General features: G+C 72.0%; 16 protein-coding genes and 1 pseudogene. 5 read left to right on the plus strand and 12 right to left on the minus strand.

Annotated features, from left to right (window positions below; translation table 11 throughout):
- The coding region (locus Q7T52_RS20130; RefSeq protein WP_304805338.1) for a hypothetical protein at positions 1-222 on the minus strand (222 nt) is incomplete at its 3' end.
- Between the two features lie 101 nt (positions 223-323).
- Here Q7T52_RS20130 and Q7T52_RS20135 point away from each other — a divergent pair.
- The gene (locus Q7T52_RS20135; RefSeq protein WP_304805339.1) at positions 324-998 is read left to right on the plus strand and encodes an inositol monophosphatase; all 675 of its coding nucleotides are present in this window, start codon (positions 324-326) and stop codon (positions 996-998) included.
- Between the two features lie 56 nt (positions 999-1,054).
- Entirely contained in the window at positions 1,055-2,392 is a 1,338-nt protein-coding gene (locus Q7T52_RS20140; RefSeq protein WP_304805340.1) for an LLM class flavin-dependent oxidoreductase, read from the plus strand.
- Here the strand turns inward: Q7T52_RS20140 and uvrA are convergent.
- The 7 genes from uvrA to Q7T52_RS20175 all read right to left on the minus strand — a co-directional run bounded on the left by uvrA (position 2,376) and on the right by Q7T52_RS20175 (position 11,245).
- Positions 2,376-4,832 carry an excinuclease ABC subunit UvrA gene (gene uvrA, locus Q7T52_RS20145; RefSeq protein ID WP_304805341.1) on the minus strand — a complete coding sequence of 819 codons (2,457 nt, stop codon included), beginning with the start codon at positions 4,830-4,832 and terminating at the stop codon, positions 2,376-2,378. The genes Q7T52_RS20140 and uvrA overlap by 17 nt on opposite strands.
- 79 nt (positions 4,833-4,911) lie before the next feature.
- Entirely contained in the window at positions 4,912-5,946 is a 1,035-nt protein-coding gene (locus Q7T52_RS20150; RefSeq protein WP_304805342.1) for an aldo/keto reductase, read from the minus strand.
- Complete coding sequence (locus Q7T52_RS20155) at positions 5,943-7,319, minus strand: LLM class flavin-dependent oxidoreductase (RefSeq protein WP_304805343.1); 1,377 nt, start codon at positions 7,317-7,319, stop codon at positions 5,943-5,945. Before Q7T52_RS20155 ends, Q7T52_RS20150 begins: the two co-directional genes overlap by 4 nt.
- Positions 7,319-8,140, minus strand: coding sequence for an ABC transporter ATP-binding protein (locus Q7T52_RS20160; RefSeq protein ID WP_304805344.1), 822 nt, complete (start codon positions 8,138-8,140; stop codon positions 7,319-7,321). The genes Q7T52_RS20155 and Q7T52_RS20160 overlap by 1 nt, the downstream gene beginning before the upstream one ends.
- Positions 8,116-8,985, minus strand: a complete 870-nt coding sequence (locus tag Q7T52_RS20165; protein WP_304805345.1) for an ABC transporter permease — start codon at positions 8,983-8,985, stop codon at positions 8,116-8,118. Before Q7T52_RS20165 ends, Q7T52_RS20160 begins: the two co-directional genes overlap by 25 nt.
- A complete protein-coding gene (locus tag Q7T52_RS20170; RefSeq protein ID WP_304805346.1) occupies positions 8,982-10,079 on the minus strand; it encodes an ABC transporter substrate-binding protein in 1,098 nt (365 codons plus the stop codon). The genes Q7T52_RS20165 and Q7T52_RS20170 overlap by 4 nt, the downstream gene beginning before the upstream one ends.
- A gap of 104 nt (positions 10,080-10,183) precedes the next feature.
- A complete protein-coding gene (locus Q7T52_RS20175) occupies positions 10,184-11,245 on the minus strand; it encodes an LLM class flavin-dependent oxidoreductase (protein ID WP_304805347.1) in 1,062 nt (353 codons plus the stop codon).
- A 42-nt stretch (positions 11,246-11,287) separates the two neighbouring features.
- Between Q7T52_RS20175 and Q7T52_RS20180 the strand changes: the two genes are divergently transcribed.
- Complete coding sequence (locus tag Q7T52_RS20180; protein WP_304805348.1) at positions 11,288-12,130, plus strand: NADPH-dependent oxidoreductase; 843 nt, start codon at positions 11,288-11,290, stop codon at positions 12,128-12,130.
- Positions 12,131-12,245: 115 nt separating this feature from the next.
- Here Q7T52_RS20180 and Q7T52_RS20185 read toward each other — a convergent pair whose 3' ends face one another.
- Both Q7T52_RS20185 and paaK read right to left on the minus strand, forming a co-directional pair.
- On the minus strand, positions 12,246-14,423 hold the full coding sequence (locus tag Q7T52_RS20185; protein ID WP_304805349.1) for a glutamine synthetase III: 2,178 nt from the start codon (positions 14,421-14,423) through the stop codon (positions 12,246-12,248).
- Between the two features lie 171 nt (positions 14,424-14,594).
- Entirely contained in the window at positions 14,595-15,929 is a 1,335-nt protein-coding gene (gene paaK / locus Q7T52_RS20190; protein ID WP_304805350.1) for a phenylacetate--CoA ligase PaaK, read from the minus strand.
- Between the two features lie 155 nt (positions 15,930-16,084).
- Between paaK and Q7T52_RS20195 the strand changes: the two genes are divergently transcribed.
- Positions 16,085-17,365, plus strand: coding sequence for a GAF domain-containing sensor histidine kinase (locus Q7T52_RS20195; RefSeq protein WP_304805351.1), 1,281 nt, complete (start codon positions 16,085-16,087; stop codon positions 17,363-17,365).
- Positions 17,366-17,440: 75 nt separating this feature from the next.
- Positions 17,441-18,172 (plus strand): response regulator transcription factor, encoded by a 732-nt coding sequence (locus tag Q7T52_RS20200; RefSeq protein WP_304805352.1) that lies wholly within the window; start codon positions 17,441-17,443, stop codon positions 18,170-18,172.
- Between the two features lie 14 nt (positions 18,173-18,186).
- On the opposite strand, the gene Q7T52_RS20205 is transcribed toward Q7T52_RS20200, so the two are convergent.
- A complete protein-coding gene (locus Q7T52_RS20205) occupies positions 18,187-18,555 on the minus strand; it encodes an Hpt domain-containing protein (RefSeq protein ID WP_304805353.1) in 369 nt (122 codons plus the stop codon).
- Positions 18,556-18,797: 242 nt separating this feature from the next.
- Positions 18,798-19,574 (minus strand): annotated as a pseudogene (locus tag Q7T52_RS20210) (bifunctional glutamine-synthetase adenylyltransferase/deadenyltransferase); the annotation flags it as partial.

Genomic DNA, 19,574 nt, shown 5'->3' on the forward strand with positions numbered 1-19,574 from the left:
ACGGCCGCGGGCGGCCTCCTCGACCACCGTGGGGCCCGAACGGCGTCCCGGCTGCGGGGTCTCGAGACGGCCGCGGGCGGCCTCCGCGACCACCGGGGGTTGGCCTGGGTCGGCTGCGGGGGTCTCGAGACGGCCGCGCGCGGCCTCCTCGACCACCGTGGGGCCCGGACGGAAGCCGACAGCGGTGGTCTCGAGACGGCCGCGGGCGGCCTCCTCGACCACCGTGGGGCCCCCGGTCGGCGTACCGGCTGCGGGGATCTCGACACGCCGGGCCGTAGCCGACCCGTCGGCTCGATCACCGTGGGGGTGGATACGTTGCGGGGGTGGAGACCGAGGACGTGCTGAGGCTGATGCAGGACGTCGCGGAGGAGGTCATCAACCCGCGGTTCCGGACGTTGGGGCGTGGCGAGGTGACCAGCAAGCGGCGGCCGGGTGACCTGGTGACGGTCGCCGACCGGGAGGCCGAGGTGCTCATCACCGACGCCATCAGGGCCGCCCACCCGGAGGCTGTGGTCCTCGGCGAGGAGGCCGTCTCGGTCGACCCGACGCTCCTCCACGCCTGGGCGGAGGCCGAGCACGTGTTCACGGTCGACCCGGTCGACGGGACGCGCAACTTCGTCAAGGGTTCGCCCGACCACGCGGTGATGGTCGCCGAGGTGAGAGCCGGCGAGGTGGTGCGGAGCTGGATCTGGCAGCCGCAGCACCGGACGGCCTACGTCGCCGAGCGCGGGGCCGGGGCCTGGCGGGACGGCGTACGCCTCGACCTCATCACCCAGCAGAAGACCAAGAACCACACCGGCACCTGCTGCGGCATCGACTACCCCCGGATCGCGACCGGCGAGGCGGGATGGGGGTTCTGGCTCAAGACCAAGCCGTGGGACCACGCGCCGGGGTCGCTGCTCCTGACCGAGGCCGGAGGGTCCGTCGGCAGCGTGCGCGGAACCGCCTATCGACCCGCCGCTCCCCCACGCCTGCTCGTGGCTCGCGGCCGCCGCTGACGGCATATCTGTAGTGTCTGACTACAGATACTCCGATCAGCGACCCGAGGACCACCATGACCCGACAGCTCCACCTGGGCGGCTTCATGATCGCCAGCCAGGTCACCCACTCCCACGCCGCGTGGCGCCACCCGGCGACCGACCCGAACTTCCTGACGCCGGAGTACTACCACCGGATCGGCCGCATCCTCGAGCGCGGGACGTTCGACTTCGTCTTCTTCGCCGACCTGCTCGCCGTGCCGACCAACTACGGCGGCGGGCCCGACGAGGCGCTGCGCCGCGGCACCCAGGCGAGCGCGACCCTCGACCCGAGCCTGGTCGCGACCAGCATCGCGGCGGTGACGAAGCACCTCGGCGTGGCCATCACCAAGAGCACGACGTACTTCCACCCGTTCGAGCTCGCCCGCATCTTCTCGACGCTCGACCACCTCAGCAAGGGCCGCGTCGCGTGGAACATCGTGACGTCGCTGAGCACCAGCGAGGCCCGCAACTTCGGCCTCGAGAACGCCCTCGACCACGACCTGCGCTACGACCGCGCGCAGGAGTTCGTCGAGGCGGCGGTCAAGCTCTGGAACAGCTGGGACGGCGACGCGCTCGTGCAGGACAAGGTCGGTGGCGTCTTCGCCGACCCGACCAAGGTGCACGCCGCCGATCACGACGGCCTGTTCTTCAAGACCAAGGGGCCGCTGCCGACGCCGCGCTCGCCGCAGGGCCGGCCGGTCTTCATCCAGGCCGGGTCGTCGGGCAAGGGCAAGGACTTCGCCGCCCGCTGGGCCGAGGCGATCTTCGAGATCGACCCGACGCCCGAGGGCCGGCGCGCCTACTACGACGACATCAAGAGCCGCGCGAGCGACCTCGGCCGCAACCCCGACCACGTCAAGATCCTGCCGGCGTTCGTGCCGTTCGTGGCCGAGACCGCGTCGATCGCCCGCGAGAAGCAGGCCTTCCACAACGAGCTCGCCGACCCCGTCTCCGGGCTGATGACGCTCTCGGTCCACACCGACCACGACTTCTCGCAGTACGACCTCGACGCCCCCGTCGACCAGGTCGAGGTCGGCGGCAGCCAGGGCCTCTTCGACCTCGCCAAGCGGCTCTCCGACCGTGACAGCCTCACCCTGCGCGACGTCGGCAAGCTCTACGCCCAGGGCGTGATGCTCCCGCAGTTCGTCGGTACGGCGTCCGACGTCGCCGACCAGATCGAGGACGGCTTCCGCAACGGCGAGGCCGACGGCTGGATGCTCTCCTGCGCCCAGTCCCCCGGCACGTTCAACGACTTCGTCGACCTCGTCGTGCCCGAGCTGCGCCGGCGCGGGCTGTTCCGCACCGAGTACGCCGGCACCACGCTGCGCGACCACCTCGGCCTGACCGACGTGCCGGTCACCGCCGGCGTCTGACCCGCCGGGACAGCCGCTTCGCCAGGTACGGCGCCGTGGCGCTCCCGGCGGCCTCCGCGACCTGCGCGGGGGTGCCGGTGGCCACCACGGTGCCGCCGGCGTCACCGCCGCCGGGGCCGAGGTCGATGACCCAGTCGGCGCTGGCGATCGTGTCGAGGTCGTGCTCGACCAGCACCACCGTGTTGCCGGCGTCGACGAGGCGGTGCAGCTGCCGGACCAGGAGCGCCGTGTCGGCCGGGTGCAGGCCCGCGGTCGGCTCGTCGAGGAGGTAGAGCGCGTGGCCCCGGCGGGCTCGCTGGAGCTCGGTGGCCAGCTTGATGCGCTGGGCCTCGCCGCCGCTCAGCTCGGTGGCGGGCTGCCCGAGCCGCAGGTAGCCGAGGCCGACCTCGCGCAGCGTCTCGAGGCTGCGCGACGCAGCCGGCACGTCGGCCAGGAACACCGCGGCCTCGTCGACCGAGAGCGCCAGCACGTCGGCCACGGTGCGGTCGCGATAAGTCACCTCGAGCGTGGCGGCGTCGTACCGCGCACCGTGGCAGGTCGGGCACGGCGCATAGGTGCCGGGCAGGAACATCAGCTCGACCGACACGAAGCCCTCACCCTGGCAGGTCTCGCAGCGCCCCTCGGCGACGTTGAACGAGAAGCGTCCGGCCGTGTAGCCGCGTCGCCGGGCCTCGTCGGTCGCGGCGAACAGCTTGCGGACCGCGTCGAACAGACCGGTGTACGTCGCCAGGTTAGATCGCGGCGTCCGCCCGATCGGGCGCTGGTCGACCCGGACCAGCCGGTCGAACGCCTCGAGCCCGGACACGTCGTCGACGTCGATCTCCAGCTCGGCCTCGTCGGCGTCCTCCGGAGCGAGCCCGAGGTGGTCGCGCACGAGCTCGGCGAGCACCTGCGTGACCAGCGTCGACTTGCCCGAGCCGGACACCCCCGTCACCGCGGTGAGCACGCCCAGCGGGACGTCGACCGACACGTCGTCGAGGTTGTGCCGCGTGACCCCGCGCAGGTGCAGCCAGCCGTGCGGCTCGCGCGGCTCGTGCTCGAGCGGCTCGACGCGGTCGAAGAGGTAGTCGCCGGTGACCGACCCGGCGACGGCCTCGAGCCCGGCGACCGGCCCGCTGTAGAGCACCTGTCCCCCGCCCTCACCGGCACCCGGTCCCAGGTCGACGACCCAGTCCGCGCGGCGGACGACGTCGAGGTCGTGCTCGACGACGAACAGCGTGTTGCCCGCTGCCTTGAGCCGGTCGAGCACGTCGAGGAGCGGCTCGGCGTCGGCCGGGTGCAGGCCGGCCGAGGGCTCGTCGAGCACGTAGACGACCCCGAAGAGCCCGGACCGCAGCTGGGTCGCGATCCGCAGCCGCTGGGCCTCCCCCGGCGACAGGGTGGTCGACCCGCGGCCGAGGCTGAGGTAGCCCAGGCCGAGGTCGAGGAGCACCTCGAGCCGCGCGACCAGGTCGGAGCAGATCCGCACCGCGGCCTCGGTGGCGGCGTCGGGCTCGGACGCCTCGGCGACCGGGCGCAGCAGGTCGACGACCGCGGCGAACGGCAGCGCGTTGACGTCGGCGATCGAGCGGCCGGCGAAGGTGACGGCCAGCGACTCCGGCTTGAGGCCGCTGCCGTGGCACACCGTGCAGGTCGAGTCGCGGACGAACCGCAGTGCCCGCTCCCTCATCCGCTCGCTCTGCGAGTCGGACAGGACGTGCATGACGTGCTTGCGGGCGCTCCAGAACTTGCCGTAGTAGCTGTGGTCGACGCGGCCCCGCTCGGGCTTGATCAGGACCGATGGCTGCTCGTCGGTGAACAGCAGCCAGTCGCGGTCCTTCTTGGCCAGCCGCTTCCACGGCCTGTCGACGTCGATGCCCAGACCCATGACGATGCCGCGCAGGTTGGCGCCCTGCCAGGCCCCCGGCCACGCGGCGATCGCACCGTCGCGGATGCTCAGCATCGTGTCGGGCACCAACAGGTCCTCGGCGACGTCGTGCTCGACGCCGAGGCCCCCGCAGCGAGGGCAGGCGCCCGCTGCGGTGTTGGGCGAGAAGGCCTCGGCCGCCAGGTGCTCGGCGCCTGCCGGGTAGTCGCCGGCACGCGAGTAGAGCATCCGCAGCAGGTTCGAGAGCGTGGTGATGGTGCCGACGGTCGAGCGCGAGCTCGCCGTACCGCGACGCTGCTGCAGCGCCACCGCCGGGGGCAGGCCGGTGATCTCCTGCACGTGCGGCGCCCCGACCTGCTGCAGCAGGCGTCGCGCGTAGGGCGCCACCGACTCGAAGTAGCGACGCTGCGCCTCGGCGTACAACGTCCCGAAGGCCAGCGACGACTTGCCCGACCCCGAGACGCCGGTGAACGCGACGAACGCGTTGCGGGGCACGTCGACGTCGACGTCGCGCAGGTTGTGCTCGGCGGCACCGCGGACGCGGACGAAGGGGTCGAGGGCGTCGTCGGTCATGGCTCCTGCCTACCGCGTCGTGGCGCCGCCCGTCGCCTGGCTCACCCCGTCAGGGGGACTCAGCCGGACGCAGTCCGGCTCAGTGACGCAGGCGGCGCCGCGAGGGGTCGACGAGCGACGGCGGCGCGTAGCCCCGGTCGGCCTCGTTGATCGTGGTGCCGGGGGCGACGATCTCGTCGATGCGGTCGAGCACGTCGTCGGACAGCGACACCTTCTCGGCGCCCAGCTGGGACTCGAGCTGCTCCATGGTCCGTGGGCCGATGATCGCCGACGACACCGCGGGGTGCTCGAGCACGAACGCGAGCGCGAGGTGGATGAGCGAGAGCCCGGCCTGGTCGGCGAGGTCGGTCAGCTGGTGGACGGCCTCCAGCTTGGTCGCGTTCTCGGGGCTGTGCGGGTCGTGCCGGGCGGGCTGCCGCTGCAGCCGGCTCGAGGGCACGTGCTCCTCGCCGCGGCGGTAGCGGCCCGAGAGCCAGCCGCCGGCCAGGGGGCTCCACGGCAGGACGCCGATCCCGTACTTCTCGGCCGTCGGCAGCACGTCGCGCTCGACCTCGCGCGCCAGGATGGAGTACGGCGGCTGCTCGGTCACGGGACGCTCGCGCTGCCGACGCTCGGCCACCCACTGGGCCTCGACGAGCTGCGACGGCAGGAAGGTCGAGGTGCCGATGTAGCGGATCTTGCCCTGCCGGACGAGGTCGGTGAGGGCGCCGAGGGTCTCGTCGACGTCAATCTCGGGGCGCGGGCGGTGCACCTGGTAGAGGTCGATGTGGTCGGTGTCGAGCCGGCGCAGCGAGTTCTCGACCTCGCGGATGATCCAGCGGCGCGAGCTGCCGGCCTGGTTGGGGTCGTCGTCGTCCATCGCGCCGTGGAACTTGGTCGCGAGCACGACGTCGTCGCGTCGGCCCTTGAGGGCCTTGCCGACGATCTCCTCCGACTCGCCGCGGGCGTAGACGTCGGCGGTGTCGATGACGTTGATGCCGGCGTCGAGGGCGCGGTGGATGATCCGGATGCTCTCGTCGTGGTCGGGGTTGCCCCAGGCGCCGAACATCATGGCGCCGAGGGTGAGGGGGCTGACCTGCACGCCGGTGGTGCCGAGGCTGCGGTAGGTGCTCATGCGGTCTCCTGGTGACGGATCGTCCGTGGGTGGGCGTGGTGGTCGTGGTGGGTGTCGGGTCGCTCGAGCCCGTAGTGGTCGCGGAGCGTGGTGCCGGCGTACTCCCGGCGGAAGAGGCCCCGCTGCTGCAGGATCGGCACGACCTGGTCGACGAAGACCTCGAGACCCGACGGCAGCACCGCCGGCATCACGTTGAAGCCGTCGGCCGCGCCGGCGCCAGCCCACTCCTCGAGGGCGTCGGCGACCTGCTCGGGCGTGCCGCTGAAGGTGCGGTGCCCGCGTCCGCCGCCGAGGCGGCCGATGAGCTGGCGCACGGTCAGGCGCTCGCGACGGGCGAGGTCGACGATGAGCGTGTAGCGGGACTTGGCGCCCTCGATGGTGTCCTCGTCGGGCAGGTCGGCCGGCAGCTCGCGGTCGAGCGGCAGGTCGTCGGGGTCGACGCGCAGCGTCCTGGCCAGCTGGTTGCGGGCGTGCTCCGGGCGGATCAGCTCGTCGAGCTGCTGCTCGAGCGCCAGCGCCTCGGCCTCGGTGCTGCCGATGACCGGGACGATCCCGGGCAGCACCAGCAGGCTGTCGGGGTCGCGGCCGTGGCGGCGGGCCCGGGTGCGGACGTCGGCGTAGAACGCCTGGGCGTCCTCGAGCGTCTGCTGGGCGGTGAAGATCGCCTCGGCGTGGCGGGCGGCGAAGTCGCGGCCGTCCTCGGACGAGCCGGCCTGCACGAGCACCGGGCGACCCTGCGGCGAGCGCGGCAGGTTGAGCGCCCCGGCCACGTGGAAGTGGTCGCCGTCGTGGCCGATCGGGTGCACCCGTGACTGGTCGGCCCACTGCCCGCTGGCCTTGTCGCCCAGCACCGCGTCGTCGTCCCAGCTGTCCCACAGCTTGCGGCTGACCTCGACGAACTCCTCGGCGCGCAGGTAGCGGTCGCGATGGGCCGGCAGCTCCGTCAGGTTGAAGTTGCGCGCGGCGTCGAGGGTCGCCGTGGTGACGATGTTCCACCCGGCGCGCCCGCCGCTCAGGTGGTCGAGCGAGGCGAAGCGCCGGGCCAGGTTGTAGGGCTCGTTGTAGGTCGTCGACGCCGTCGCGATCAGTCCGACCCGCTCGGTGGCCATGGCCATCGCGGCGAGCAGCACCGTCGGTTCGAGGGTGCCGGCCGGACGTCGGCCCACGTCGCTGAACAGGGCCGGTGAGTCGGCGAAGAAGACCGAGTCCATCAGCCCGCGCTCGGCGGTGCGGGCGAGCTCGACGTAGTGGCGCACGTCGATGTGGGCGGCCGGGTCGCTCTCCGGCAGTCGCCAGGAGGCCTCGTGGTGACCGGTGCTCATCAGGAACGCGTTGAGGTGCAGCTCCTTGCTGCCCGTCCTGCCGGCCGCCACTAGGAGGCCGCCTTGCGGTCGACGCCGCGGCTGCGGTCGGGCCGGTCGGAGGCGAGGTCGTCGGGGTCGGGGTCGCGGACGAGCCCGTCGGCGTCGAGGTCGACGCCCAGGGCGTTGAGCAGCTGGCGGCGCAGCGCGGCGAACCGCGGGTCGGCCGGGTCGCGGCGCGACCCGAGGTCGATCCGGACGTCGCTCTGGATGACGCCACCGTCGAGCACGATGACGCGGTCGGCGAGCACGATCGCCTCGTCGACGTCGTGGGTCACCAGCAGCACCGACGGGCGGTGCCGCTCGCAGAGCTCGCGCAGCAGCGTGTGCATGTTGAGCCGGGTCAGCGCGTCGAGGGCGCCGAACGGCTCGTCGGCCAGCAGGAGCTGGGGATCACGCACCAGCGACCGGGCCAGCGCGGCCCGCTGGGCCTCGCCGCCGGAGAGCTGGTGGGCCCACGCCCTCTCGCGGCCGGCGAGGCCGACCTCGGCCAGCGCCTTGCGCCCGCGGTCCTTGGCGTCGCGGCCACCGAGCCCGAGGACGACGTTGTCGAGGACACGTCGCCACGGGAGCAGCCGCGAGTCCTGGAAGACCATCGAGACCTTGTCGGGCACGCTGATGCGTCCCCAGCCGTCGACGCCGCGGTCGAGGCCGGCGAGGGCGCGCAGCAGGGTGCTCTTGCCGCTGCCGCTGCGTCCGATGAGCGCCACGAACTCGCCCGGCGCGATCTCGAGGTCGAGGCCGTTGAGCACCCCGCCGGTCTTGTTGAAGCTGCGGTGCAGGCCCTCGACCCGCACGGCCTCCTGGGTCAGCTCTCCAGCGTGCGTCGCCATGTGAGCACCTTCCGTCCGATGAGTCGTACGACGCCGTCGGCCACCAGGCCGAGGATCGCGTAGACGACGAGGCCGACGATGATCACGTCGGTCTGTCCATAGCTGGAGGCCAGCGTGATCATGTAGCCGATGCCGCTCGTCGCGTTGATCTGCTCGACGACGACCAGGGCGAGGAGCGCCGAGGTCACCGCGAAGCGCAGCCCGAGCAAGAACCCGGGCATCGCGCCGGGGATGACGACCTGGCGCACGAACGCGACCCGGCCGACGCCGATGGTCTCGGCGAGCTCGGCGTAGCGGCTGTCGATGGTGCGCAGGCCGTTGTGGGTGTGGATGTAGATGGGCACGAGCACGCCGAGCGCGATCGTGTAGACCTTCATCTCCTCGCCGATGCCGAACCACAGGATCAGCAGCGGGATCAGGGCCAGGCTGGGGATCGACCGCTTGACCTGGACCGGTCCGTCGATCACGGCCTCACCCGTGCGGGAGAGGCCGGCGACCAGGGCGAGCACCAGTCCGACGGCGATCCCGAGACCGAGGCCGAGCGCGACGCGGGTGGCCGAGGTGACGAGGCCGTCCTGCAGGCGGCCGTCGGCCCAGAGGTCGCGCGCCGTCTCGACGACGGTCCACGGGGCAGAGAGCGTCCGCTCGTCGATGAACCCGGTCGCGGACCCGATGGCCCAGAAGGCCAGCAGGAGGGCGGGCCCGAGCAGGATGCCGCCGGGGATGCCGTCGCCCGGGCCGAGCCGGCGCAGGCGGACGCGCTCGTCGACGCGGGTGGTGCCGTCGGACGTGGCGAGGTCGGGCTCGCCGGACCCGGTGTGCTTGGCGAGGGTCGGGACGGTCATGAGCCCTCCCCTGCCTGGTCGTTGACCTTGCCGGCCTCGGCGGAGGGTTCGAAGCGCCGGTCGTAGAGGGCGGCGACGTCGAGCTGGTCGCGGTCCTGCTCCTCGGCGAGGAGGTCGGCGGTCTTCTGGTGCTCGACGATGACCTCGTCCCAGCTCTGCGGGATCTCCTTCTGGCCGAGCGCGTCGACGAGGAACGCGGCGTCCTCGGCCGAGAGCCCCTCGTGCTCCTCGTAGAAGCCCTTGGCGTACTCCTCCGGGTGCTCGTTGACCCAGTCGACGGCCTCGGCCCAGACCTCGGTGTACTTCTTCAGCGCTGCGGCCTTGTTGGCGTCCTCGAGCACCTCGGTCGGCGCGTAGAGGTGCCAGAAGTCGTCACGCACGCCGGGCGAGATCGTGTGCCCGCCGTCCTGCTCGTACTTGGCGAGGAACGGCGGTACCAGGGTCTGGCCGAGGGGCGCGACGTCGACCTGCTTGCTGCCGAGCGCGTTGACGTAGACGTCGTCGGTGCTCGCCATCTCGACCAGCTCGACGTCGTCCTGGGTCAAGCCGGCCTCCTGCAGGACCTTGAGGATGATCGCGCCCTGGGCCTGGCCCGGGCTGTAGGCGATCTTCTTGCCCTTCAGGTCCTCGATGGCGTCCACGTCGACGCCCGGTGCGATGCCCAGCTCGTAGGTCGGGTGCTCGAGCGGGTCGACGGTGTAGCGGGCCGCGACGATCTTGACGTCGGTGCCGGTCCACTTGGCGAACAGCGGCGGGATGTCGGCCACCGAGCCCACGTCGAGGGCGTCGGCGCGGAACGCCTCGAGGGTCTTGGGGCCACCGCTGATGTTGGCCCACTCGACCTCGAAGGGCAGCTCGTCGTCGAGGCCCGAGAGCTCGAGGGCGACCTGGGTCGCCGGGTCACCGATGCGGAGCACGGTGTCCTTCGGGACCTCGTCAGGGATGGCGGCGTCAGCGGCCAGCCGGGGGCCGGCCTCCTCGCCGCCGCAGCCGGTCAGCGCGAACGGCGCGACGACCGTCAGGGCCGCGACCAGGACCGCGGTCCGGAGGCGGCGGCGGGGCGGATGGAGGGTTGGTCTGGTGGCAGACAGCACGGTGCACTCCCGAGAGTTGTTGGTCTGAATCTGATGTAAGTCTAGTGAGTCACATGATCAGGGCACGAGTCGACGCCACGACCTGGGACGCGTGTCGTGGACGGTCAGTCGCGGAGCAGCGGCAGGAGCTGATCGCCCTGCCGGGAGATCTCGCCGAGGTAGGGCGTGTCGGACAGCACGAACGTCGAGACGCCGAGGTCCTCGTACTTGCGCAGGGACTTGGCGACGTCCTGGGCCGAGCCGACCAGCCACGTGGTGCCGGCGCCGCCCCCGCCGTAGCGGCCGGGCGCGGTGTAGAGGTTGTCGTCGAGCACGTCGCCGCGCGTGGCCAGGTCGAGCAGGCGTTGCTGCCCGTAGGCCTTGGCGCGACGGGGGTCGCGCTCGTCGCCGGCGTTGCCGGCCATCGCGGCCACCTTGGCCTCGGCGTCGGCCCAGGCCTCCTCGGTCGTGTCGCGGACCAGCGTGGTGATGCGCAGCCCGAACTCGAGCGGGGCGTGCTCGCGGCCGAGCGAGGCGCTCAGCGCACGCAGGCGGTCGATGCGCTCGCCGACGCCGTCGTAGGTCTCGCCCCAGAACAGCTGGACGTCGGCGTCGGTGGCGGCGACCCGCTCGGCCGCATCCGACGCACCGCCGAAGTAGAGCCGGGGGTGGGGTCGACCCTCGCGCGGCTCGATGCGCGGGAGGACGGTGGAGTCGGTGACGCGGAAGTGCTCTCCGTCGAAGGTGACGCCCTCCTCGGTCCACAGCCGGCGGACGAGCTGCAGGAACTCGCGGGTGCGGGCGTAGCGGTGGGCCTGGTCGCCCTCGCTGTCGCCGTACGCCGCGAGGTTGTCCTGTCCCGACACGATGTTGATGCGCAGCCGGCCGCCGCTCAGGTGGTCGAGCGTCGCGGCGGCGGAGGCGAAGTGCGCCGGGCGCCAGTAGCCGGGCCGGATCGCGACCAGCGGCTCGAAGGTGGTCGTGCGCGCGGCGAGCGCGGTGGCCACGGTGAACGTGTCGGGCCGGCCCCAGCTGGTGCCGAGGAGGGCACCCAGCCAGCCGTGGTCCTCGAGCGCGCGGGCGTGGCCGGTCAGGGTGTCCAGGCTGTTGTGGTCGTCGACCGCGTCGTCACCGCGGTGGCCAGGGTCGACCTGGTTGGGGATGTACCAGAGGAACTCCGAGGTCATGCGGTCTCCAGTCCGAGAGGGAGGGCAAACTAGGCTTTCACTATGGGAATTGTAGAGATTGACGCGGACCATACCCCCTCCACGGGGTCCGGTGCGACCACCGGGCGCTACGGCGACGGGTCCGGGCTCGCGGTCACCAGCGACGTGATCGCCCTCCAGCTGGCCCACCGGTCGGTCCGGAAGTTCACGTCCGACGACGTGTCGGAGGACCAGCTGCGCGCCCTGGTGGCGGCGGCCCAGTCGGCGCCGACGTCGTCCAACCTGCAGGCCTGGAGCGTCGTCGCGGTCCGTGACCCCGAGCGCAAGCGCCGCCTCGCGACCCTGGCAGGAGGGCAGGGCTTCGTCGACCACGCGCCGGTGCTCCTGGTCTGGGTCGCCGACCTCTCCCGGGCGCGGCGGCTCGCGGCGCGGTCGGGGCTCGCGGTCGACGCGACCGACTACCTCGAGACCACGATCATCGGGTTCGTGGACGCCGCGCTGGCGGCCCAGAACGCCGTCGTCGCCGCCGAGTCACTGGGCCTCGGCAGCACCTACGTCGGCGCCATCCGCAACCACCCGCGCGAGGTGGCCGCCGAGCTCGGGCTGCCGGACGGTGCGGTCGCGACGTTCGGCCTCGCCGTCGGCGTACCCGACCCGTCGGAGGACGCCGGGGTCAAGCCCCGCCTGCCCCAGGGCGCCGTGCTCCACCACGAGACCTACGACGCCGAGGCGGCCGACGCCCACCTCCCGGCGTACGACGAGCGCCTCGGCGCCTACAACGGCCGCCACGGCCTGACGGGCGTGTGGACCGAGCGGGTCCTGCAGCGCCTGGCCGGCCCGTCGTCGATGGCCGGACGCCACGTCCTGCGCGAGGTGCTCACCGACCTCGGCCTCCGCTCCCGCTGACGCCGAGTCGGCGTAGAGGTGAAGCCGAAATTGGCCGAGTCGGCGTTCGGACTCAGTCCGAACGCCGACTCGCGCTCTCGTGGGCTGCCGCGCGAGCCCGCCGGTCGACGACCGATCAGAGGATGTAGAGCATCTCCTGGTAGGTCGGGAGGGGCCACAGGTCGTCGGCGACGAGCCCCTCGAGCTCGTCGGCGGCGGCCCGGACGGTCGCCATGGCCGGAAGGACGTTGTCGCGGATGGACGTCGCCGTCTCGAGCGGCTCCTCGAGGTGCTCGTGGGCGATGGCGTCCTTGAGGGTCGCCAGACCCGCGCTCAGGGTCGCGACGAGGCCGCTCACCGTCTCGAGGGTCGACTTGTCGGGCGTGAGCCCGGCGTCGGCGAGCGCCTTGACGTTGAGCGCAAGCTCGGTCTGGTAGCGCAGGGCGGCCGGCAGGATGGTCGTCGCGCCGATCTCCAGCGTCAGGTTGGCCTCGACGGCGACGGCGAGGATGTACTGCTCGCAGCCGATCTCGAAGCGGCTGTGGGCCTCGCCCTCGTTGAAGACGCCGTACTTGGAGAAGAGCTCGATCGCCTCGGGGCTGATCAGCTCGGGCAGGGCGTCGACGGTGGTGCGCAGGTTCTTGAGGCCACGCTGCTCGGCCTCGATGGGCCACTCGTCGGAGTAGCCGTTGCCGTTGAAGATGACCGCGCCGTGGTTGGCGACGATCTCGGCGAGCAGGGTCTGCACGGCCTCGTTGAAGTCGGTGCCCTCGGACACGGCGGCCTCGAGCGCGGTGGCGCAGTAGTCGAGCGCCTCGGCCATGATCGTGTTGATCATGACCATCGGGCCGGCGACGGTCTGGTTGGAGCCCGGGGCCCGGAACTCGAACCGGTTGCCGGTGAAGGCGAACGGCGAGGTGCGGTTGCGGTCGCCCGGGTCCTTGGTCAGGTTGGGGAGGGTGTCGACGCCGATGGTGAGCGTCCCCTTCTCCTTGGAGTGGGTCGCGCCGCCCTTGGCGATCTGGTCGAACACGTCGGCCAGCTGCTCGCCGAGGAAGATCGAGATGATCGCGGGCGGGGCCTCGTTGGCGCCGAGGCGGTGGTCGTTGGACGCCGAGGCGACCGACGCACGGAGCAGCCCGCCGTGCAGGTGGACCGCGCGGATGACGGCGGCGCAGAAGACCAGGAACTGCGCGTTGTCGTGCGGGTTGTCACCGGGCACGAGCAGCGAGCCGAGCTCGGAGTTGCCGAGCGAGAAGTTGACGTGCTTGCCGGAGCCGTTGACGCCCTCGAACGGCTTCTCGTGGAAGAGGCACTCCATGCCGTGCTTCTTGGCGACGGCCTTGAACGTCGTCATCAGCAGCTGCTGGTGGTCGGAGGCCTCGTTGGCGCGCTCGAACATCGGCGCGATCTCGAACTGGCCGGGCGCGACCTCGTTGTGGCGGGTCTTGGCCGGGATGCCGAGCTTGAAGAGCTCACGCTCGGTGTCCATCATGAAGCCGAGCACGCGGGCGGGGATGGCCCCGAAGTAGTGGTCGTCGAACTCCTGGCCCTTGGGCGGCTTGGCGCCGAACAGGGTGCGACCGGCGTTGAGCAGGTCGGGGCGCGAGAGGAAGAAGTGGCTGTCGATCAGGAAGTACTCCTGCTCGGGACCGCAGTAGGCCACGACGTTCTCGGGGCTGGAGTGGCCGAACAGCTCGAGCACGCGCTTGGCGTGCACGGCCATCGCCTGCTGCGAGCGCAGCACGGGCGTCTTGTGGTCGAGCGCCTCGCCGGTCATCGAGATGAAGATGGTGGGGATGCAGAGCGTGTTGCCGTTGGGGTTCTCGAGCACGTACGCCGGGCTCATCACGTCCCAGCCGGTGTAGCCGCGCGCCTCGAAGGTGTTGCGCAGCCCGCCGTTGGGGAACGACGACGCGTCCGGCTCGCCCTGGATCAGCGTCTTCCCCGAGAAGGACGCGAACGCGGTGCCGTCGCCGACCGGGTCGAGGAAGCTGTCGTGCTTCTCGGCGGTCAGCCCGGTGAGCGGGTAGAACACGTGGGCGTAGTGGGTGGCGCCCTTCTCGAGCGCCCAGTCCTTCATGGCGGAGGCGACCGCGTCGGCGACCTCGGGGTCGAGCGGGGTCGACTTCTCGATGGTCGACACGACCGACTTGTAGACGGTCTTGGGCAGCCGCTTCTGCATCACGGTGAGGCTGAAGACGTTGCTGCCGAAGATCTCGCCGGGCTCCTCGCCGGGGTCGAAGCTGATCGGCGGCGGGACGTGCGCCTCGACGGCGGCGATGGCCTGCAGGCGGACGGGATTGGCGGTCATGTGTGTGGGCTCCCCTTTGGATCGAACCGTGCGACGTCGGCCTCGGGGCCGCCGCCTCTCGCGAACCTAGGAGCGCCGGGTGTCGGGATTGTTTCGCGCTCGTGTCGGTGGACGGCGAGAACCTGTGAACCCCGCCACCACGGCCGCGTCCGGACGACGCCTGGGAGGCGTCTAGCGCGGGGGGCGCCTGTCGACGATCCGGCGCATCTTGCCGACCGACCGCTCGACGCCGTCGGGAGCCACGACGTCGACCGCGACCGTGACGCCGATCGAGGCCTTCACCAGCCGGCGCAGCTCGCGCCCTGCCTCGGCCGCCACCTCGGGGGACGCCGCCTCACGCCGCTCGACGAGCACCGTCATCGCGTCGAGGTTGCCGTCGCGGTCGAGCACGCACTGGAAGTGCGGGGAGAGCGCCGCGGTGAGCGTCGAGTCGAGGATCAGCTCCTCGATCTGGGTCGGGAAGAGGTTGACGCCGCGCAGGATGATCATGTCGTCGGTGCGGCCGGTGATCTTCTCGATCCGGCGCATCGTCCGCGCCGTGCCCGGCAGCAGCCGGGTCAGGTCGCGGGTGCGGTAGCGGATGATCGGCATCGCCTCCTTGGTCAGGGAGGTGAGGACGAGCTCGCCCTCCTCGCCGTCGGGCAGCACCTCGCCGGTCACCGGGTCGATGACCTCCGGGTAGAAGTGGTCCTCCCAGACCGTCAGGCCGTCCTTGGTCTCCACGCACTCGCTGGCGACGCCGGGCCCGATGACCTCCGACAGCCCGTAGATGTCGACGGCGTGCATGTCGAGGCGCTGCTCCATCTCGCGCCGCATGTCGTTGGTCCACGGCTCGGCACCGAAGATCCCGACCTGCAGCGAGGTCGAGCGCGGGTCGACGCCCTGGCGCTCCATCTCGTCGATGATCGAGAGCATGTAGGAGGGCGTGACCATGATGAGGTCGGGCCGGAAGTCGGTGATCAGCTGCACCTGGCGCTCGGTCATGCCGCCGGACACCGGCACCACGGTGCACCCGAGACGCTCGGCGCCGTAGTGGGCGCCCAGGCCGCCGGTGAAGAGGCCGTAGCCGTAGGCGTTGTGGAGGACGTGCCCGCGGCGGCCGCCGGCCGCGCGGATGCTGCGGGCGACCACGTCGGCCCACGTGTCGAGGTCGCGCCGCGTGTAGCCGACGACCGTCGGCTTGCCCGTCGTACCGGACGAGGCGTGCACGCGGGACACCTCCTCGCGCGGCACAGCGAACATGCCGAACGGGTAGTTGTCGCGCAGGTCGGCCTTGGCGGTGAACGGCAGCCGGGCGAGGTCGCCGAGCTCGCGGACGTCGTCGGGGTGCACCCCGGCGGCGTCCCACGCGGCCCGGTAGTGCGGTACGTGGTCGTAGGCGTGGCGCGCCGACCAGCGCAGGCGCTCGGTCTGCAGGGCGCGCAGCTCGTCGACCGAGCACGTCTCGACCGGGTCGAGATCGCCCGGTCGGGGGCTGAGGTCCTCCACGTCGTCCTCCCTCTCCATGACCGACTTGTGACCGACGACGCTACCCGGACACCCCGGGAGGTGTCCTAGTCGAGGACGGGCACGAACGGACAAGTTCTGGCAGCCACTGGCGCGCGCCCGCGTGTGTCCAGACACTGGCGTCACGCGGAAACAGCCCGCAACGACAACTGGACGTGAACAGCATCGACGCCCCCTCCCCCACCCCCCGTCACACACCGGAGCTCGACGACGACCACCTGGCCCGTGAGTCGCGGCGCGCCGCCGAGATCGAGCGCTACTACCTCGCCAGCCTGGTCGACGCCGAGCCGCGCCGCGACCTCGACGGCCTGGCCCGCCTCGCGGCGCGCGTCCTCGACGCGCCGATGGCGATGATCGCCTTCATCGACGACACCCACCTGCGCACCCTCGCCACGGTCGGCTTCGACCTGGCCACGCTGCCCAAGGCCGCGTCGCTCTGCTACGAGGTGCTCTACGACGGCGAGCCGCTGATCTGCGAGGACCTCACCGCCGACCCGAGGTACGCCCACAGCACCCCGGTCGAGCTCGGCCTGGCCCGCTTCTACGCCAGCCAGCAGCTGGTGACCCCGAGCGGCGAGCCGATCGGCTCGCTGTGCGTGTTCGACCCCGAACCCCACCACGTCGACGAGGGCCAGCGCGAGGCCCTGCGCGAGCTGGCTGACCGGGTCGTCGACGCGCTCGAGCTCGAGCTCCGCACCCGGGAGCTGACCGCGGTGGTCGGCGAGCTGCGGCGGTCCAACGAGGCCCTCGCCGCGTTCGCCTCCCAGGTCAGCCACGACCTCCGCAACCCGCTCGCCGTCCTCTCCGGCAGCCTCGAGGTCGTCGACGAGATGCTCGGCGACCCGGTCCCCGACCTCGAGCGCACCCGGCCCCTCGTCCAGCGCGCCCACCGGTCGGTCGAGCGGATGAACCAGCTGATCTCCGACGTCCTCGGCCTCGCCGAGGTCGGCGGCGGGCCACGGCTCGCCCACGTCGACGTCGACCTCCTCGTCACCGAGGTGCGCGAGGACCTCGCCGCCGAGCTCGCCGGCGCCGACCTGAGCGTCACCCGGCTGGCGCCGGTCGTGGCCGACCCGGTGCAGATCCGGGTCGTCGTCCAGAACCTGCTGTCCAACGCCGCGAAGTACACCCGTCCCGGTGAGCAGGCGTCGATCCGGGTGTCGACCGCGCTGCGTCCGGGGTGGTGGCGGCTCACGGTCTCCGACCGGGGCCGCGGCGTGGACCACGTCGACCGGAGCCGCATCTTCGAGCCGTTCGCCCGCGTCGACGAGACCGTTCCGGGGACCGGCGTCGGCCTGACGACCTGTCGCCGGGTCGCCCTGGCCCACGGGGGTCGGATGGGCGTCGAGGAGACGCCGGGCGGCGGGGCCACGGTCTGGTTCGAGATCCCCCCGGCGGGGCCCTCCCAGATCGCCGCCGCGCGTCGAATGGCTTAGATCCCACCGGGACGGGAGGTGTCTGGCAGACTCCCCCCCGTGTCACAGGGGCAACAACATGGGGAGCGTCGAGCGGTGGTCGTCGAGGACGACGAGGACATCCGCTCCCTTATCGAGTTCACCCTCACCACGCAGGGCTTCGAGGTGCGCTCGGTCGAGACCGGTCTCGACGGCGTCGAGCAGGTCAAGGCGTTCGATCCCGACCTGGTCACCCTCGACCTCGGGCTGCCCGGCATCGACGGCATCGAGACCTGCCGCCGGATCCGCGAGATCACCGATGCCTACGTCGTCATGATCACCGCCCGCGACGACGAGATCGACCGGCTCCTCGGCCTCGAGACCGGCGCCGACGACTTCCTGTCCAAGCCCTTCAGCGTCCGCGAGCTCAAGGCCCGGATCAACGCGCTCTTCCGCCGGCCCCGCCGCGGCATCGGCGCTGCCGGCCCCGCCCCGGCCTCCGCCCAGGCGGTCGTCGCCGCGCCGTCGCAGCCCGACCACGAGGTGCTCGAGCACGGTCCGCTGCGGGTCGACGTCGACGGACGCCGGGCGTTCAAGACCTCCGACGAGCTGTCGCTGACGCGCACCGAGTTCGACCTGCTCACCGAGCTGATGCGCACCCCCGCCCGTGTCTGGACCCGCGAGGCGCTGCTGCGCTCGGTCTGGGGCACCGACTGGGCCAGCGACACCCACCTCGTCGAGGTCCACATCGGCAACCTGCGCCGCAAGCTGGGCGAGGGCACCGGACAGCCGAAGTTCATCAAGACCGTACGGGGCGTCGGCTACCGCATGGAGTCGCTGGAGAGCTGAGGGCTGGGGCGAGGTCAGGCCGGGATGCTGGGCGCGGCCGACATCGCGAGGTAGGAGGCGATGGCCTCCTGGGCCCGCTGGGCGGCGGCCGGCAGCATCATCGCCTGGGACCGCGCCGCAGGCAGGTCACCGCTGCGGATGTCGACCTCGATGTAGGACGCGAGCTCGGCCAGCTCGCGGGTGCCGGTCATCGTCGCCGAGACCTTGAGGCTCAGCACGGCGTCCATCGCCTCGTCGTAGTCGGACGTGACGACCGCGGTCACGACGCGCTCGACCCGCGGCATCAGCATCCGCCGGTAGGTGCCGGCCAGCTCCAGGAGGAAGGGCCGCCCTTCGGCGTCGTCGACCAGCTGGTGCAGCGTGCTCGGGTCGAACACGGTCATCAATGCGGCTCCCTCGGTCGGTGACCACATCCTGTCGGCCGCGCATCAGAGAGCGATCTGGAAAGCCTCAAGGATCGCGCAATACCGCCGCGACCAGGTTTAGACCGTTCTCACCCGTCCGACGCGCGACCGCGCGGCCCGTCCCGGAGCCGTGTGGGAGGATCGCACCCGACGCGGGCCGCGGTCGATCCCCCCAGAGATCGCGGTCCGCGTCATTCACGCCGTGCCTCGTGCCGTCCGCCTCACCAGAAGACGCGGTCGACCACGGCGTGCGCGAGACGGGTGACGCGGAGGTAGTCGTTGACCATCTCGTCGGTGCTCCCCGGCGCGTAGCCGAGGATGCTCGCGACGGCGGCGCGCTCCCGGGTGTCGCGGGGCAGCTCCTCGCCGGCCTTGCCGCGGGCGAGCGTGACGGCGTTGCGGACGCGGCTGACGGTGCGCCACGCCTCCGCGAGCTGGGCGGCGTCGCGGTCGGTGACCAGCCCGGCCTCGCGGGCGGCCTCGAGCGCGGGCAGCGTCCGCGGTGTGCGCAGGGCGGGCACCTCGCCGGCGTGGCGCATCTGGAGGAGCTGGACGGTCCACTCGATGTCGGCCAGTCCGCCGCGGCCCAGCTTGAGGTGGAGCGTGGGGTCGGCGCCACGCGGGAGCCGCTCGTGGTCGACCCGGGCCTTGATGCGGCGGACCTCGAGGACGTCGTCCTCCGAGAGCCCGGCCGCCGGGTAGCGCAGGGGGTCGATGAGCGCGGTGAACGCGTCGCGGACCCCCGGGTCGCCGACGACGGCGTCGGCGCGCAGCAGCGCCTGCGCCTCCCAGACCTTGGACCACTTCGCGTAGTAGGCGGCGTAGGAGCTCAGGGTACGCACCAGTGCACCCTGCTTGCCCTCGGGACGCAGGTCGGCGTCGATCTGCAGCGCCGGGTCGGCGCCCGGCAGCGACAGCACCCGACGCAGCTCGTTGGCGACCGCCGTGGCGTACGACGACGCCACCTGGGGGTCGGCACCCTCGACCGGTACGTGCAC

The organism is Nocardioides sp., assembly GCF_030655615.1.
Taxonomy (GTDB): domain Bacteria; phylum Actinomycetota; class Actinomycetes; order Propionibacteriales; family Nocardioidaceae; genus Nocardioides.